The organism is Nonomuraea sp. NPDC050478, assembly GCF_044458265.1.
Taxonomy (GTDB): domain Bacteria; phylum Actinomycetota; class Actinomycetes; order Streptosporangiales; family Streptosporangiaceae; genus Nonomuraea; species Nonomuraea ferruginea.
This window is the reverse complement of sequence record NZ_JBITHT010000001.1, coordinates 854,948-870,537: the sequence shown is the minus strand read 5'-3', so window position 1 is coordinate 870,537 and position 15,590 is coordinate 854,948. Positions and strand designations below refer to the sequence as shown.

Here is a 15,590-nt window from a genome sequence, read left to right as displayed (position 1 = left end):
TTCCTCCTCAACGGCCGGTGAACTCGGGGCTGCGCTTCTCCAGGAAGGCGCGCGCCCCTTCGACCGCGTCATAAACTTCCCTGTTGTTGCGGATGTGGAAGCCGTTCTGGATGCGCAGCGCCTGCTCCAGCGGCTGTCCGTACACCCGCTCGCGCAGTTGTTTGTAGAGCCCGATCGCCCGGGTCGGGCCGGCCGCGAGCCGACGCGCCTCGGCGAGGACCGCGTCCTGGAGCTCCCCGGACGGGACGACGCGGGTGTAGATGCCCAGGCGCTCGGCGTCGGCGGCGTCGAGCAGGCCGCCGGACAGGTAGATCTCGGTCGCCTTCGCGGTTCCGACGATGCGGGGCAGCATGACGGCGGTGCCGGTCTGCGCCACGTTCACCAGGCAGCTTCCGATCCGCGCCGTGTCCGAGGCGATCCGCAGGTCGGCCGCACAGGCCAGCTCGGTGCCCGCACCGGCCGCGGGGCCGTTGACCGCCGCGATGACCGGCTGCGGCGCCGTGACGATCGCCTCGACGATCCGCAGGTACACCGGATCGGCGGTGTCGCCGAGCACCGGAGAGTTCCTGCGGTCCCCGGCGAGGTGCTCGTCCACCGCGCCGAGGTCGTCCCCGCCGCAGAAGGCGCTGCCCGCCCCGGTCAGCACCACGACCCTGGCCTGCGGGTCGGTCTCGGCGCTTTCCAGCGCGCGCAGCAGCTCCTCGCCCAGTGTGCGATCGAGCGCGTTGCGCTGGGCCGGACGGTTCATGGTCAACCACAGCACCCCCTGCGCCGGCCGGGACACCAGCAAGGTCTCCGTATCGTGCGTCACGCTCTGACCATCCCTCCGTCGACGAACAATGCCTGGCCGGTGACGTAACCGGCCCCCGCTCCCAGCAGCCACGTGATCACGGCGGCGACCTCCTCCGGATGCCCGCACCGGCCGAGCGGCAGCTTCGCCGCGACCTTCTCCGCCAGCCCGCGGAGCCCGCTCACGTCGAGCATCGGCGTGTCGATGAAGCCGGGACACACGGCGTTCGCCCGGACGCCGAGCGGTCCCAGCTCGACGGCGAGCGAGCGGGTCAGGCTCAGCAGCCCGCCCTTGCTGGCGTCGTAGGCGGCCTGCCCGGCGAACCCGGTCACCGCGATCGAGCAGACGTTGACGACGGCGGCGCCCGGCCGTCCCGCGAGGACGGGTGCCGCCGCGCGGGCCAGCCGGAACGGCGCCGACAGGTTGATCTCCAGCACGCGCGTCCAGTCGGCGGTGCCGTGCTCGGCCAGTGCCGCGCGGTGCTCCACGCCCGCGTTGTTGACGAGCCCGTCAAGCCCTCCGAGCCGGTCGGTCGCCCGGTCGACGACGCGCTGGGGCGCGCCGCTCTCCGTCAGGTCGAGCGGCATGGTGTGCAGCCGGTCGCCGAACCGTCGCTCCAGGCGGCGGCATCCGGACTCGTCCACATCGGTCGCCAGCACCCGCGCGCCCTGGCCGAGCAGGTCGGCGACGAGTGACGTGCCGATGCCTCCGGCGGCCCCGGTGACCAGGATCCGGCGGCCGTTCACGACGCCGATCCCAGCAGTCGTCCGGCGTTGTCGTGCAGCCAGGCCCGGACGACGTCGTCAGGCAGTCCGAGCCGGGTGACCTCGTCGGCGAGTGCGGCGGGCGGGCGCGCCTGTGTCCAGCTGGTCGATCCGAACAGGACGCGGGTGCGGACGGAGGTGGTGCCCAGGGCGAGCAGCGCCTCCCACCCCGACCCGGGGACTCCCATCCTGGCCGGACGGTGCGAGGAGAACTCCAGGTAGACGTCGGCGTGTCGCTGTGCCACCGCCAGCATCTCCGTGACCCAGGGCCATCCCCCGTGACCGGCGACCAGGACGAGGCCGGGGTGCGCGCCGGCGATCCGGTCCAGCACACGCGGTCCGGAGACGTCGATCGGGACGTCCGAGCGGAAGTGCTGTCCGCAATGCAGCCACACCGGGACACCGCGGTCGGCGGCGAGGCGCCAGAACCCGGCGTGCTCGGGTCCGGACGGGTCGACGCCGTCGAGGAACGGGATGACCGACAGGCCGGTCGCGCCGAGGTCGTCGAGCGCACGACGGGCCTCGGTGATCGCGGCCCGCGGGTCGGCGAAGCTGACGCCGGCCCAGGCGCTGAGGAGGTCCGGGTGCCGAGCGGCGTAGGCGGCGACCCGGTCGTTGACGGTGCCGTCCCCGATGGGCCACGGCCCGCCGTGCAGGACCTGGTGGGCGACTCCGGTTTCGGCCAGCGTGGCGACGTGGTGGTCGATGTCGAACCCGCGTCCGAGTACGGCGGCCAGCTGGTCCGCCGTGCCGGTCGCGTCGCGGGCCGCCTCCGCCGCGACGGCGCCGGGGTCACGCCCGGTGAGGGTGGCGAGCCGACCGGCGAACAGGATGAGATAGCGGGGCGCGGCGGTGGCCAGCGCACGCAGATAGGCCGTCCAGCACTCGGTGTCGTAGACGACCTCACAGACGTCGATCACCGGTTCACGCATCAGACCTCCATTTTGTACAAACGTTTGTTTACCATATGCGGCGCTGACAGGTCAATGAACGTTTATGTGGTGGTAGCGTCGAAGCGTGGCTACGACACGCTCCCGGACGACCGCCGGCGCACCACAGACCACGGCCTCGATGAGCCGGCGGATCCTCGACGAGGCGGCGCGCCTGTTCTACGAGGACGGGTTCCCCGCTACCAGCGTCCGCAAGATCACCGCCGCGTGCGGTGTCACCGCGGGCTCGCTCTACAACCACTACGAGTCCAAGGAGGAAGTGCTCTACGCGATCCTCAAGCGGGCGTACGAGGACTCGGAGGGCATGCTGGAGGAAGGGCTGCTGCGCGGCGGCGACAGGGCCGACCGGCAGCTGGCCGAGCTGGTGCGTGAGCTCACGCTCTTCCACACCGAACGGCGCGTCGAGGGCCTGGTCGCCCGGACCGAATGGCGTCACCTCCCGGCGGAGCAGGCCAAGGAGATCCTCGACGCCCAGCGGCGCATCCGCCGGATCTTCGAACGCACCCTCGAACGAGGCTTGGCCGCCGGCCTGTTCCGCCTCAGCGACCCGCGAGCGTCGCGCCCTGCCCAGGTGGACGTGGTCGCCAAGGCCATCCTCGACATGTGCATCAACGCCGGGCAGTGGTTCCGCCCGGAGGGCGCGGTGTCGGCCCGTGACCTCGCCGACCAGTACTCCTTCCTGGCCCTGCAACTCGTCGGTGCCGGCCCTCCGGACGCCTGACGGCCCGCCTGCCCGCCGGCTTCGGGGCCGGCGGGCAGGCGGGGCTCAGCTCCCGCCGATGCGGTCCCGCCGGACGACCACGCCCAGCCGCTCGCGATCGGCCGTGTCCGCCGTGACACCCTCCGAGCGCAGCCGATGCTTCTCGACCTTGTTCGTCGGGGTGTGCGGGAGCGCGCCGACCACGCGGACGTAACGGGGCACCATGAAGTGCGCCATGCGCGGGATCAGGAAACGGAACAGCTCGGCCGGGTCGATCGTCGCGCCCTCCACGGGGGCGACCACGGCGAGCACGTCATCCTCGCCGTAGGGGCTCGGCACGGCGACCACCGCGGCCTCCCGGACCGACGGATGCGCCAGCAGCTCGATCTCCACCTCGGCCGAGGAGATGTTCTCGCCCCGGCGCCGGATCGTGTCGCCCATCCGGTCCACGAAGAAGAACTCGCCGTCCACCGTGCGGAAGGCGTCCCCGGTGTGGAACCAGCCGTTGCGCCAGGCCCGTGCCGTCGCCTCGGGCATCCCGAGGTAACCGGAGTTCATCGCCCACGGCTGGTCGGTGCGCAGCACCAGCTCCCCGACCTCGCCGTCGGGCACCACCCGGTCGTGCTCGTCCACGACCCGCGCCTCGACACCGGGCCGCAGCCGCCCCGACGTCCCCGGAACGCCCGGGTTGGGACCCGAGATGATCGGGATCGAGACCTCCGTCATGTTGAACATGGCCACCACGTCGACGCCGAAGCGTTCGGCGAACGCCGCGCTGTCCTCGATCAGCGGAATGATGAAGACGCGCCGCAGCGGGTGAGCACGGTCCTGGGGGGACGGCGGGCGCTTGGCCAGGAACGTCGCCATCACGCCGAGCAGCGTCACATGCGTGGTGCCCGTAGCGCGGACGGCCGGCCAGAACGCCTCGGTGTCGAACGCGCTGACCAGACTGATCCCGCCGCCGAGCAGCAGCGCGGCGTACGTGCCGATGGTGCCGCCCGCGTGGAACAGCGGAAGGTTGACCATGTAGCGGTCGGCCGCCCCGAAGCCGTCGAACGCGGCCCGTGCGCACGCCGCGAGCTGGACGTACGAGCACAGGACGCCTTTCGACGGCCCGGTCGTCCCCGACGTGAGGATCACCGCGTACGGGTCCCACGGCAAGGACGGCGAGTCCGGGCGGAATCCCGGGGCCGGCGTGGCCAGCGTCTCCGGCCCCAGCACTTCCGGCGCGGCGGCCCGGCGAGGTGACCGGGCGTCGTCCGCTTCGAGCACCACCACCCGTTCCAGCGCACCGGTGCCGATCTCGTCCAGCCGCCCGGCCAGCTCGGCGTGCACGATCGCCACCCGCGCTCCGGACAGCCGGATCGCGTGTTCGAGCAGCCCACCGCGATAGGCGGTGTTGAGCGGGACGAGGGTGCAGCCGAGCAGGTTCACACCGAACCAGACGCGCAGGGCGTCGGGTCCGTTGGGCAGCCAGGAGACCACCATGTCACCCGGCCGCACACCCAGTCGGTGCAGCCCGGCCGCGACCTGCTCGGCCTCGGCCAGGGTTTCGGCGTACGTCCATCGCGTCCCGTCCTCGAAGACCGCGTACACCCGGTCCGGATGCTCCGCGGCGCGGCGGACGAGCAGCTCCCCGACCACGCAGTCCTCGGCCGCGGGCACCGCCGGGCCCCACCATCCACCGCTCATGTCACTCCTTGCTCCGCTGGTCACCGGACACGGCCGCGCCCAGGTAGGCGACCCGCAGCGCGGGGTCCTCCGCCAGCTCGGCGGCGGACCCCGCCGCCTCCACCCGGCCGTGCCGCATCACCAATCCCCGGTCCGCCAGCGCCAGCGCCTGGCCGACGCGCTGCTCCACCAGGATCACCGTCATGTTCTGCGCCCGTAGCCGGTCCACCACCGCGAACACCCGCTGGATGATCACGGGAGCCAGGCCGATGGACGGCTCGTCCAGCAGCAGCACCCGGGGTTCGCGCATCAGCGCCTGGCCGATGGCGAGCATCTGCTGCTCCCCGCCGCTGAGCACCTCTGCGTAGGCGTCCATCCGTTCGCCCAGCACCGGGAACAGGTCGACGACCCGTTCCGTCCGCTCCCGCTCGACCCCGCGCCGGTTGGGGACGTTCCAGAGCCCGAGCCGCAGATGCTCGGCCACCGTGAGCCCGGTGAACAGGCGCCTGCCCTCGGGGATGTGGACCAGGCCGTGCGCCACGACGCGCTCAGGGCTCCACCCGGTGATGTCGGTCCCCGAGAGCCGCACCGACCCCGACGTGGGGCGCAGCAGCCCCGAGATGGTGCTGAGCAGAGTGGTCTTCCCGGCGCCGTTGCCGCCGACCACCGCGAAGATCTCGCCCGTACGCACCGTGAAGTCCACGGAGCGGACCACCGGCACCGCGCCGTAGCCCGAGCTCAGCCCGGACACGGTGATCAGTTCCTCTGCTGTCATGCGGGTGCTCCCAAGTACACCTCGACGACCCGTGCGTCGCCGAGTGCCTCCTGCGGCGGTCCCGACGTCACCAGCCGGCCCCGGTCCAGGACGGTCACCACGTCGGCGACGCTCGCGACGAGTTCGATGTGATGCTCCACCAGCACCACGGTGGTGCCGGTGTCACGGATCGCCCGGATGAGGCGGCCCAGCGACTCCAGCTCCCGCGGCGTGAGCCCGGCCGCCGGCTCGTCCATCAGCAGCAGGCGCGGACGCGCCATCAGTGCCCGAGCCACCTCCAGCAGCCGCTGCTCACCGTGCGGCAATGAGGCCGCCTCCTCGGACGCCCGTCCGGCCAGTCCATGACCGGCCAGGAGCCGGTCGGCCTCCGCCGCCAGTTCGGCCTGCTCGCGGCGGGCCCACGGCAGCCGCAGGACGATCGCCGGCCCGCCTGACCGCTCCCGCGTGTAGGCGCCGAGCAGGACGTTGTCCCGCAGGCTCGACGTGCCCAGCAGCCGAGGCGTCTGGAAGACGCGCGCCACGCCACGCCGGGCGAGCCGCTCGGCGTGGGCCCGGCTGACGTCCTCGGCGTCGAGGATGACCTGGCCCTCGTCTTGCCGCAGCAGGCGGCTGATCACGTTGAGCAGCGTCGTCTTGCCCGATCCGTTGGGCCCGACGATCGCGTGAACCGTGCCCGGTTCGATGGTCAGGTCGATCCCCCGCAGGGCGTGCACCCCGCCGAACGACTTGCGGACGCCGATCAGCTCGACGCCGAGCGGCTCACCCCGCGGCGGCCCCGCCTCGATCGGGATGCCCGTGTCGGCGGTGTCGGTGTGGGCGGTGTCGGCGGGCACGCCGGAGGACCGTCGGCGCGCCCGGAGCTTCTCCCACGCGCCGGCGACGCCCTGCGGCGCGTACACCATCAGCACGAGCAGCGCCGCGCCGTAGATGAGTCCGCGCCATTCCGCGAGGCCGGTCAGCAGCTCGGGGAGGGCGAAGAACAGCAGGGTGCCGATGACCGGGCCCGCCAGCCGCGCCGCGCCGCCGATGATGACCACCAGCAGGAAGAGGATGGAGAAGTCGAGGGTGAAGTCGTCCGGGGTCACCAGCCCGTGGTGGACGGCCAGCAGCGCTCCGCCCAGCCCGGCGGTGGCGCCGCCGCAGGCGAAGGCGAACAGCTTCATCCGCGCGGGCGCGACGCCGACGCTCTGCGCCATCTCGGGCGCGTCGCGTACGGCCATCATGCCGCGGCCCAGGCGGGAGCCGACGATGGTGCGGACCATGACGAAGAGCATGACGTTGACGGCCAGAACCAGCCAGAGGATGTCCCGTTCCCCGAGCTCCCACGGCCCGAGAGCCGGTCGCGGTATGCCCATCAGCCCCGACCAGCCGCCGGTCAGCCCTTCGAACTCGACCAGGAGACTGCGGGCCGCCATCGCCGCGCCGAGCGTGACCAGGGCGATGTACCAGGACGACAGCCGGAACGCGGGCAGGGCCATCAGCGTTCCCGCTCCCACGGCGACCGCCACCGCCACCGGGGCCGCCGCCCAGAACGTCCAGGCGTGGTCGGCCATGAGGATGCCCGTGGTGTAGGCGCCGACGGCGACCAGCGCGCCCTGCCCCAGCGAGACCTGGCCGGTGTAGCCGAACATGAGGTTCAGTCCCGTACCGACCAGCACGTAGATCCCGGCCGTGGTGGCCAGATAGGTGATCGTCGGGTCGCCGCTCACCAGCGGCAGCGCGGCCGCGGCCGCCACGAGGACGAGCCAGGGGGCCGCGCGCCGCACGGCGCGGGACCGTGCCCCGCGAACTTCAGACATGACGTTGCACCGCCAGACCACGCAGGCCGTTGGGCCGGATCAGCAGGATGAGCAGCATGGCCGCGAACAGGACGACGGACTGCGACCCGGGGGAGGCGAAGACGGCGCCGGTGGCCTCGATGACGCCGAGCATCCAGCCCGCGACCAGCACGCCGCGGTTGTCGCCGATCCCGCCGACCGCCAGGGCGGCGAAGCCTTTGATCAACAGGCCCAGCCCCATCGTCACCGAGGCCAGCAGCAGCGGCGCCGCGAGGACCCCGGTGAGCCCCGCGAGCGCGCCGCCGAGCAGGAAGGAACGGCGGGTGAGCGCCGTCGGGTCGATGCCGCGCAGCCGGGCGCCGTCACGGTCGGCGGCCACCGCCCGCAACGCGGTGCCGAGCCGGGACCGATCCAGGACGCCGAGCAGGGCCACCACGGCGACGGCGACGACCACCACCGCGACCTGGTAGCTGGAGAACCGGACGCCCAGCACCTCCTGGACCCGCATGGACAGTGGCCACGGTGGCGCGACGGCGCTCGGCTGGTCCGTCCACAACCGCCCGGCGGCCTCCGCGAGCAGCAGCGAGAACGCGAGCGTGGTGATCACCCAGCCGACCGCGTGGGATGACCTGCGCAGCACCGGAGTCACGGCGACCCGCTCCTCGGCCAGCGCGACGACCGCCACGATCACCATCACGCAGGCGGCGGCGACTCCCCAGGGGAGCCCGCCGATCGGCGTGGCCGCCATCAGCATCGCGCCGATCATGATGAGTTCGCCCTGGGCGAAGTTCACCACGTTCGTAGGCCGGTGCAGGACGTTGAAGCCCACCGCGACCAGTCCGTAGAGGCTGCCGAAGACCAGGCCGGCGACCAGGATGTCGGCGATCATCGGCCGGTCACATCCCGTCCGCGCGCCGCCGGAGGACCCCACCCAGGCTCTGCGGCTCCTTCGCCGACATGAGGGTGCCCACCGTGATGTCCTCGTCGGCGATGCCGGAGTGCCGTTTCGCGGTGAACGACACCTTCGCCCGAACGCCCTGGTAGCCGTCGACCTGGTCGAGCGCGGCCTTGAGCTTCGCCGGTTCGAGGCTCTTGGTCTCCTCGATCACCTTGGCCATCAGCATCATGTAGTCGTAGTACGGGCTGGTCACCGCCGAGTAGCCGAGACCCGCGGTGTCCGGATGCTTGTCGATCCGCTCGACCAGCGCGCGCACCTCGGCGGACGGCTCCTCCTCGCCGGTGTAGGTGAGCCCTCGGTACGTCGTGCCGAAGAACCCGTCGAGCAGCGCGCGGGGGAACTCCCCGAGAGCTTCGATGTAGTTGAGGTCGTGCGAGACGATCACCGGGTGGAAGTCGCTGGCCGCCATCGCCCGCAGGATCAGGATGGTCGCCTGCGGCTGGCCGGTGAACAGGCCGAGGCCGTCCACGCCGGCCCGTTCGAGGTTGCGGACGAACGGCGTCATGTCGGAGGCGTCCACCTCGAACACCTCGACCGCGACCGGCCTCGCGGAGTAGGAGTCGCGCAGGGTCGCGATGACGGCGTCCCGGATCGACGTGCCGAACTCGGAGTTCTCGACGATGATGCCGATCTTGCGGAGCCCGCGGACCTCGTGCAGGAAACGCGCCGCCACCCTGGCCTGCTGGGTGGTGTTGTAGACGAGCTGGTAGTGGTAGGGGAAGCGGTCGCCGTCCCCGAGCAGTTCCGCGCCGCCCCAGGCTGACTGGATCAGCTTCGCCCGGGCGAGGGCCGTCACCGACGCCAGGACCTGGGAGCTCCCGGTCGGCCCGACCACGAACGTCGGCTCCTCCCGGATGAGTCGTTGCGCCACGGCCGGCTGTGAGGCCGGGCTTCCCTTGTCGTCCTCCTCCATGACCTGAACGGCCTGCCCGAGCAGCCCGCCGTTCGCCTTGAGATCCTCCAGGGCCAGCCTCGCGCCGACGTAGATCGGCTTGTACGCGGCGGCGAGCCGGCCGGTCTTCGGCTCCACCCACCCGATGCGGGCAGTGGTCTTGCCGGCTCCCGCCGAGCTTCCGCACGCCGCCGTCCCCAGGCCCAGCATGCCGAGCGCGGTGATGGACGCGGTGCCCGCCAGAAATCCTCGCCGAGACATCCCGTCCGTCCGGTATGTGGTCACGGCCGCCTCCTCGTTCAGTGTATGAACGTTTGTATATTTGACCGGAGTGTGAGTCAAGGGTTCTGGGAGGTTCTAGCGGGGAATGGGTGGCCGGTCGCGCGGGCTCATCCCGCCGTACGAGCGAGGCGATGAAGGCCGGCGCGTATCCGCTTCTCGCCCAGCTCCGGCAGGAGAGCGGACACGTGCTCGGCCGACAAGGCGGCCAGCACCGCATGGGCGGTGTAGTCGGGGTCGGGCGTGCCGTCGAGCAGGATCGCCACATGGCGGTGCCAGAACCGGTAGGTCCCGATCCGGTAGCGGGCACCCGGCGCCGCGGTCTCCGACATGCGGATCAGGTCCAGGTGCTCCAGCAGGTAGTCGAAGTACGCGTCCACGAACGCGGCGAGTCGCTCGCCGGCTGCCGCGCCGGGGCCGAGCGGCGGCGGTCCATGCAGGATCGCCTCCTGCAGCACACGCTCGCGGGCGTCCAGCAGGGCCGCGGCCAGTCCGGACTTGTCACCGAACCGGCGGAACAAGGTGCCCTTGCCGACCCCCGCGGCCGCGGCCACCTGATCCATGGACACCGCCTCCACGCCGTGTTCGGCGAACAGCCGGGCCGCGGCCTCCAGCACGGCGGCCCGGTTGCGTGCCGCGTCCGCCCGTTCCTTCGGTGGTGGCTTGAGAAGCAGTTCCAACGGGATTGCGGAAACGGACTGCGGTCCGCTATTGTCACGAGACATAAGCGGACTATAGTCCTATTCTTCTGGAGGTGGCGGCATGACCGCACTCATCACCCGGGACGAGTTGAAGGCCGCGATCGACGCGGGCACCGTGACCGTCGTCGACGCGCTGGGCGGCGAGTACCACGCGAAGCGGCATCTGCCGGGCGCCATCGCCCTGGTCAGGGAAGACGTCGACAGGCTCGCACCCGCCCTGCTCCCCGACCTCGACGCCGCCATCGTCACCTACTGCTCCAACCCGGCGTGCCCCAACAGCGGCCAGGTCGCCGACCGGCTCACCGCCCTCGGCTACACCGACGTCCGCAAGTACCGGGAGGGCATCGAGGACTGGACCGACGCCGGCCTCCCCACCGAATCCGGATGATCCTCGTCGTGAAGAGGAGAGGCGACGGCGGGCCGCCAGGGACATGGGGCCCGCCGTCGCCGTCGGGGATCAGGCCTTGGCCAGTGACCGGCCCGCTTCGAGGGCGGCGGCCAGGGCGTCGGCGCGCTGCTGGGCGGAGAGGTCCCTCAGTGCCTCCATGCCCGGGGTGGTGGCGGCGAGGGTGAGCTCACACTTGATCAGAGTGAGGTCCGCCTGCCAGACGTCGGCGAGGACGCGCTTCAGGTAGGGGGTCGAGTGGTCCCACCCGTCGCGCGGGGTGCCGGGGCCGTAGCCGCCGCCGAGTGTGGTGATCAGTACGGCGGGCGTGCCCTTCAGCAGCGGGGTGCCCTTGGCCGCGCCCGCCATGGCCAGGTCGGACCAGGTCTTGAAGTGCTGGGAGACGCCGTAGTTGTAGATCGGCACGGCCATGATCACGGCGTCGGCGTTCTGGAGTTCCCCGGCCAGTCCGGCGGCCAGGGCCAGGGCGTCGCGCTGCGCCGGGGTGCGGTCGGCCTCGGGGGTGGAGCGGGCGGTGGCGGCCTGTGCCCAGGCGTCGGCGGCCAGCGGGTCGGTGCCCAGGTGGCGGCGGGTCACCGTGCCCCAGGGGTGGGCGGCGGTCCACTCGGCTTCGGCTCGGTCGGCGATCTCGGCGCTGACGGAGGCGGCCGGGAGGATGCTGGCGTCGAGTCGGAACAGGTGCATGGATCGATCACTTCTTCAGGGTGGATGCTTCCCGCGGAACGCGGGGGTGGTCGCACGCGACGGCCCGGAGAGCTCCAGGGCCCGCGTCTCTCGACAGAGAAACGGACTTTACCCCGGTTAACATTCCCGGTTAGATTGATCGGGTGAACTTCCCTGTCGTGCCGCTGGGAAAACCACGTGGTGAGCGCGCGGACGCGGCACGCAACCGCGAGCAGTTGCTGGCGGCGGCCCGCGCGATGATCGCTGAGCACGGGACGCGGAAGGTGACCATGGACGCTCTCGCCGAGCGCGCCGGTCTGGGCAAGGGCACCGTCTTCCGCCGCTTCCGCACCCGGGCCGGCATCTTCCGTGCCCTGCTCGACGAGGAGGAGCGCCGCTTCCAGGAGCGGGTGCTGTCGGGCCCACCCCCGCTGGGCCCGGGCGCCGACCCCGCGCAGCGCCTGATCGCCTACGGCCGCGCCCGCATCGCCTTCCTCCTGGAACACCACGCCATCGCCCGGGCCGCCCTGGACCGCGCCCAGCCGATCCCCGTGGGCGAGGTCGCCATGACCCGGCCCCACATCCGCATGCTCCTCGGTCTGTCAGGCTCGCGCCTGCCCCACCCGGACACCCTCGCCGTCCAGCTCACCGCCGCCCTGGAAGGCCCGCTGCTGCTCTATCTGTCCATGGACGAGGACGCCGCGCCACCGGCCATGGAAGCGGCCCACCCCCTGGCCGAAAGCTGGCAGACCCTCATCGAACGCGTCCTCCAGGCCGACCTTCCCCCGGAGGACGCCGTCGATGGTTGACCGGATCCCGCGCTGCGAAGAGTACGTCTAGCCGACGTCCTTGCAGTACATCCAGCCGTAGTCTTCGACCCAGCAGGGGTAGTAGTCGTCGTACCTGGGCTTCGCCTGTGCCGCGGTGCCGATGATGGCGAGGGACGCGGCGGCGACCACCACGGCTGCGGCGATTCGGCGGCTCGTGCGCGCGAAGGCGCCGGTTTTATTCTGGTTCGTCATGACGGATATCTGAGCTTGTCGACCTTGTGGATCACTTGCATCCAGCTGTCCTCAAGCGGAGCGGTCTCCACTACCCGTCCCCAGGGCCTCCAGCGCCTTGGCGAGCCTGGCCTGCCGGATCTCCGGGGTGGAAGCCTGGAGCAGCGGCAGGATCACGAGGTAGCGGCCCGTCTTGTCGAGCGCCTCGAACGCCTGCCGGGCAGCCGGGTCGGCGTCCAGCAGGGCGGCGAGGTCGGGCGGCACCGTCGCGTTCTTCTGCGACTCGTACGCGCGATCCCACCGCCCGTCCTCCTGGGCGCGACGCACCTCGGCCAGCCCCGGCTCGCGCATCCGCCCCGCGGCCGTCAGCTCGGCGACCTTGTCGACGTTGACCCGCGACCACAGGCTCCTGGGGCGGCGCGGGACGTACTTCTGCAGGTAGTGGAGGTCGTCCAGGCCGCGTCGCTGCCCCGAGATCCAGCCCCAGCAGAGCCCGACGTCGACCAGTTCGTCCTCGGTGACGGACGGGATGCCGGACTTCTTCTTGGCCACCTTGACCCAGACGCCTTCCGCCCGCGTGTGGTGCTCGGCCAGCCAGTTCTCGAAGGCCTCCGCGTCGGGGAAGGCAATGATCTCCACACCGTCGTCCATACGGATCAGGCTAACGCGGGACGATCCCGTACGACGTCGGCCGGCGCTACTCGGGCCGCGGCGTGACGGATTCGCGGCTGCGGACGTGCATCGGAACCCGGTGCACGTCGCCCACCCGGCCGGTGTCCGAGCGGTCGCGGTCGATCTCGGTGAACAGCACGTCGACGGCCTTACGGCCCAGTTCGTAGTGGGGCAGCGCCACGGTGGTCAGCTTGGGCCGCATCCACGAGGCGATGGGGTGGTCGTCGAAGGAGACGACGGAGACGTCCGCGGGCACCTTGAGCCCGAAGTCGTCGAGTGCCTGGTAGGCCCCCATGGCGATCCGGTCGTTGAAGCAGATCAGCGCACGCGGCCGTACGGTACCCAGAAGGTCGCGCGTGGCGGCGAGGCCGTATTCCGGCTGCCAGTCGGGGCACCTGCGAGCGCCCGCCACCTCGACTCCCGCCTCGCTGAGGGTCTCGCGGATGCCGATGAGCCGTTCCACCGCCGCGACGCTGTCCGAGGGTACGTCGCGCAGGCCCGGCCCGGCACCGATCAGGTGGATCCCGTCGCGGTGGCCGGCGTCGAGCAGGACGCGGGCGGCCAGGCGGCCGGCCTCGACCTCGTCGGGAAGGACGGCGGGCAAGGGCGTGGGCTCCTGGGGAAGCGCGTTGAGCAGCACGGCGGGTGAGGCCGTCATGCTCTTGGGGACCTTGATGGTCCTGGTGAACATCGAGGCCAGGATGAGCCCCTCGACCTGGCGGTCCTGCATGGTCTGCAGCAGGAGGCGTTCGAGTTCGGGGTCGCCTTCCGTCTCACCGATGAACAGCATGAAGCCCCGGTCCCGGGCGGCCTCCAGCGCTCCCTTGATCATGTCGCCGGCCAGGCGCGAGGTGGCGACGGTGTCGGAGATGAAGCCGATCGTCTGGGAGGTGCCCTTGCGCAGGCCCACGGAGACGATGTTGGGCCGATACTGCAACTCGTCGGCCGCTCTGAGCACTCGCTCCTCGACGTCCTGGGAGATGCGCAGTTCGCGGCCGCGGCCGGACAGCACCAGCGAAGCGGTCGGGCGGGAGACACCTGCGGCCTTGGCCACATCGGCCAGCGTGACCCGTCGTGGACTCACCCAGAACCTCCGGTCGTCAAGAGTGTGTTACAGGGGGTTGACATCCTGCGACGCGCAGGATGAGACTATCGGCGCTAACCCGATTTAGCAACGGAGGCGGACGCCGCCCGGCGCCGATCGTCCCAAGCAGCAGAGGAGACGCACATGGCTCGTCGAGGTCGCCGCGGCAGGTCCGGGGCCGCGCTGGTGATCGCCATGGGGACGCTGGCCGCCGCCTGCGCGGCGCCCGGCAGCGACAACCCGCAGCCTCAGGCCACCGCCTCGTCGCCGGTGTCCTCCGCACCCACGTGCGGGACGGAGCCGATCACCATGAGCGGCTACTTCGAGACCGGCTTCCCGCTGCCCAAGGCGCTGACCACCGAGTTCACCAAGCAGCACCCGAACGTCACGTGGAACCTCCGCGAGGACCAGTTCGCGGTGATCACCCAGAACGCGCCGCGCGTGCTGGCGGACAACCCGCCCGACCTGATGCGCCTGCCCCAGGTCTCCGAGCTGGTCAAGGACAACCTGCTGAAGAACCTGGACGGCTACGCGACGGCGTTCGGCTGGGACGAGTGGCCGGCCTCCCAACTTGAGCAGCTGCGCCTGGGCCAGGGCGGGCGGCCGCGCGGCGAGGGCTCGCTGTACGCCCTGGGGCTCAACTCCAGCATGACCGGCGTCTTCTACAACAAGGAGCTCGCCACCAAGATCGGGATGTCCGCCCCGCCCACCACGCTGGCGGAGTTCGACGAGGTGCTGGAGAAGGCCAAGAAGGCGGGTATCACGCCCATCGTCCAGTTCAACGGCGGCGCCACCGGCGGCCTGGCGTTCCCGCTGCAAAACCTCATGGCCTCCTACGGCCCGGCCGGGCCCATCAACGACTGGATCTTCCAGAAGCCCGGCGCCAGCATCGACACCCCGTCGAACCTGCAGGCCGTCCAGCACCTGGAGCGATGGATCAAGGCAGGATACTTCCAGAAGGACGTCAACGCGGTCGACTACGCGACCATGATGAGCCGCTTCATCGACGGTCAGGGCCTGTTCATGTTCAACGGCGACTGGGAGTCGGGCAACCTCGACAAGCAGATGCCGGGCAACGTCGGCTTCTCCCTGATGCCGCCGGCCCAGCAGGGCGGCAAACTGGCCGCGATGTCGGCCCCCCTCACCTTCGGCATCGCCGCGAACGCCAAGAACGCCGACTGCGCCGCCTTCTTCCTCGACTGGGTGGCCACCGACAAGCAGGCACGCACGATCGGCGTCGAGGTCGGCGGATCGCGTCCGATGGGACCGGCCGACGCTTACATGCCGGACGTCGCCTCGGACCAGGTCACCGCGAGCACTCTGGCGGCCGGGGCGGACATCGCCGAGGACAACGGCGCGATGGACTTCATCGCCAACGCCACAGGCGCCATCTACGCCAAGAGCTGGACGCCGCAACTGCAGAAGCTGGTGGGCGGAGAGCAGACGCCGCAGGAACTGCTGAAGACGGTCCAGGCGGACTACGCCGCCCAGGTCGAAGGGAACTGA

17 protein-coding genes are annotated in these 15,590 nt (G+C 71.2%); 4 read left to right on the top strand and 13 right to left on the bottom strand.

Annotated elements, in window-relative coordinates:
* Positions 1–7: 7 nt before the first annotated feature.
* From ACIBF7_RS04075 to ACIBF7_RS04065, 3 genes are read right to left on the bottom strand one after another with little or no spacing between them, the layout of a single operon-like run.
* Positions 8–811, bottom strand: a complete 804-nt coding sequence (locus tag ACIBF7_RS04075) for an enoyl-CoA hydratase-related protein (protein ID WP_397196383.1) — start codon at positions 809–811, stop codon at positions 8–10.
* A complete protein-coding gene (locus ACIBF7_RS04070) occupies positions 808–1,536 on the bottom strand; it encodes an SDR family NAD(P)-dependent oxidoreductase (protein ID WP_378524996.1) in 729 nt (242 codons plus the stop codon). Before ACIBF7_RS04070 ends, ACIBF7_RS04075 begins: the two co-directional genes overlap by 4 nt.
* Positions 1,533–2,486, bottom strand: coding sequence for an amidohydrolase family protein (locus ACIBF7_RS04065; protein WP_397196382.1), 954 nt, complete (start codon positions 2,484–2,486; stop codon positions 1,533–1,535). The genes ACIBF7_RS04070 and ACIBF7_RS04065 overlap by 4 nt, the downstream gene beginning before the upstream one ends.
* Positions 2,487–2,571: 85 nt before the next feature.
* On the opposite strand from ACIBF7_RS04065, the gene ACIBF7_RS04060 reads away from it, so the two are divergent.
* Positions 2,572–3,225 carry a TetR/AcrR family transcriptional regulator gene (locus ACIBF7_RS04060; protein ID WP_148035771.1) on the top strand — a complete coding sequence of 218 codons (654 nt, stop codon included), beginning with the start codon at positions 2,572–2,574 and terminating at the stop codon, positions 3,223–3,225.
* A 45-nt stretch (positions 3,226–3,270) separates the two neighbouring features.
* On the opposite strand, the gene ACIBF7_RS04055 is transcribed toward ACIBF7_RS04060, so the two are convergent.
* From ACIBF7_RS04055 to ACIBF7_RS04030, 6 genes are all read right to left on the bottom strand, one after another.
* Complete coding sequence (locus ACIBF7_RS04055; RefSeq protein WP_397196381.1) at positions 3,271–4,896, bottom strand: AMP-binding protein; 1,626 nt, start codon at positions 4,894–4,896, stop codon at positions 3,271–3,273.
* 1 nt (position 4,897) lies between these two features.
* A complete protein-coding gene (locus ACIBF7_RS04050; RefSeq protein WP_148035769.1) occupies positions 4,898–5,650 on the bottom strand; it encodes an ABC transporter ATP-binding protein in 753 nt (250 codons plus the stop codon).
* Entirely contained in the window at positions 5,647–7,449 is a 1,803-nt protein-coding gene (locus ACIBF7_RS04045; RefSeq protein ID WP_397196380.1) for an ATP-binding cassette domain-containing protein, read from the bottom strand. Before ACIBF7_RS04045 ends, ACIBF7_RS04050 begins: the two co-directional genes overlap by 4 nt.
* On the bottom strand, positions 7,442–8,317 hold the full coding sequence (locus ACIBF7_RS04040; RefSeq protein ID WP_148035767.1) for a branched-chain amino acid ABC transporter permease: 876 nt from the start codon (positions 8,315–8,317) through the stop codon (positions 7,442–7,444). Before ACIBF7_RS04040 ends, ACIBF7_RS04045 begins: the two co-directional genes overlap by 8 nt.
* Before the next feature lie 7 nt (positions 8,318–8,324).
* Positions 8,325–9,563 carry an ABC transporter substrate-binding protein gene (locus tag ACIBF7_RS04035; protein WP_148035766.1) on the bottom strand — a complete coding sequence of 413 codons (1,239 nt, stop codon included), beginning with the start codon at positions 9,561–9,563 and terminating at the stop codon, positions 8,325–8,327.
* Positions 9,564–9,667: 104 nt separating this feature from the next.
* Entirely contained in the window at positions 9,668–10,237 is a 570-nt protein-coding gene (locus ACIBF7_RS04030) for a TetR/AcrR family transcriptional regulator (protein ID WP_397196379.1), read from the bottom strand.
* Positions 10,238–10,319: 82 nt separating this feature from the next.
* Between ACIBF7_RS04030 and ACIBF7_RS04025 the strand changes: the two genes are divergently transcribed.
* Complete coding sequence (locus ACIBF7_RS04025; protein ID WP_148035764.1) at positions 10,320–10,646, top strand: rhodanese-like domain-containing protein; 327 nt, start codon at positions 10,320–10,322, stop codon at positions 10,644–10,646.
* Between the two features lie 69 nt (positions 10,647–10,715).
* On the opposite strand, the gene ACIBF7_RS04020 is transcribed toward ACIBF7_RS04025, so the two are convergent.
* Complete coding sequence (locus ACIBF7_RS04020; protein WP_148035763.1) at positions 10,716–11,348, bottom strand: FMN-dependent NADH-azoreductase; 633 nt, start codon at positions 11,346–11,348, stop codon at positions 10,716–10,718.
* A gap of 143 nt (positions 11,349–11,491) precedes the next feature.
* Here ACIBF7_RS04020 and ACIBF7_RS04015 point away from each other — a divergent pair, with 143 nt between their 5' ends.
* Positions 11,492–12,136: a TetR/AcrR family transcriptional regulator gene (locus tag ACIBF7_RS04015; RefSeq protein WP_397196378.1), complete on the top strand. Its 645-nt coding sequence runs from the start codon at positions 11,492–11,494 to the stop codon at positions 12,134–12,136.
* Positions 12,137–12,163: 27 nt separating this feature from the next.
* Here ACIBF7_RS04015 and ACIBF7_RS04010 read toward each other — a convergent pair whose 3' ends face one another.
* From ACIBF7_RS04010 to ACIBF7_RS04000, 3 genes are read right to left on the bottom strand one after another with little or no spacing between them, the layout of a single operon-like run.
* The gene (locus ACIBF7_RS04010; protein ID WP_148035761.1) at positions 12,164–12,349 is read right to left on the bottom strand and encodes a hypothetical protein; all 186 of its coding nucleotides are present in this window, start codon (positions 12,347–12,349) and stop codon (positions 12,164–12,166) included.
* Between the two features lie 51 nt (positions 12,350–12,400).
* Positions 12,401–12,979 (bottom strand): YdeI family protein, encoded by a 579-nt coding sequence (locus tag ACIBF7_RS04005; protein ID WP_148035760.1) that lies wholly within the window; start codon positions 12,977–12,979, stop codon positions 12,401–12,403.
* Positions 12,980–13,025: 46 nt separating this feature from the next.
* Complete coding sequence (locus ACIBF7_RS04000; protein WP_271275544.1) at positions 13,026–14,084, bottom strand: LacI family DNA-binding transcriptional regulator; 1,059 nt, start codon at positions 14,082–14,084, stop codon at positions 13,026–13,028.
* A gap of 144 nt (positions 14,085–14,228) precedes the next feature.
* Between ACIBF7_RS04000 and ACIBF7_RS03995 the strand changes: the two genes are divergently transcribed.
* On the top strand, positions 14,229–15,590 hold the full coding sequence (locus ACIBF7_RS03995; RefSeq protein WP_397196377.1) for an ABC transporter substrate-binding protein: 1,362 nt from the start codon (positions 14,229–14,231) through the stop codon (positions 15,588–15,590).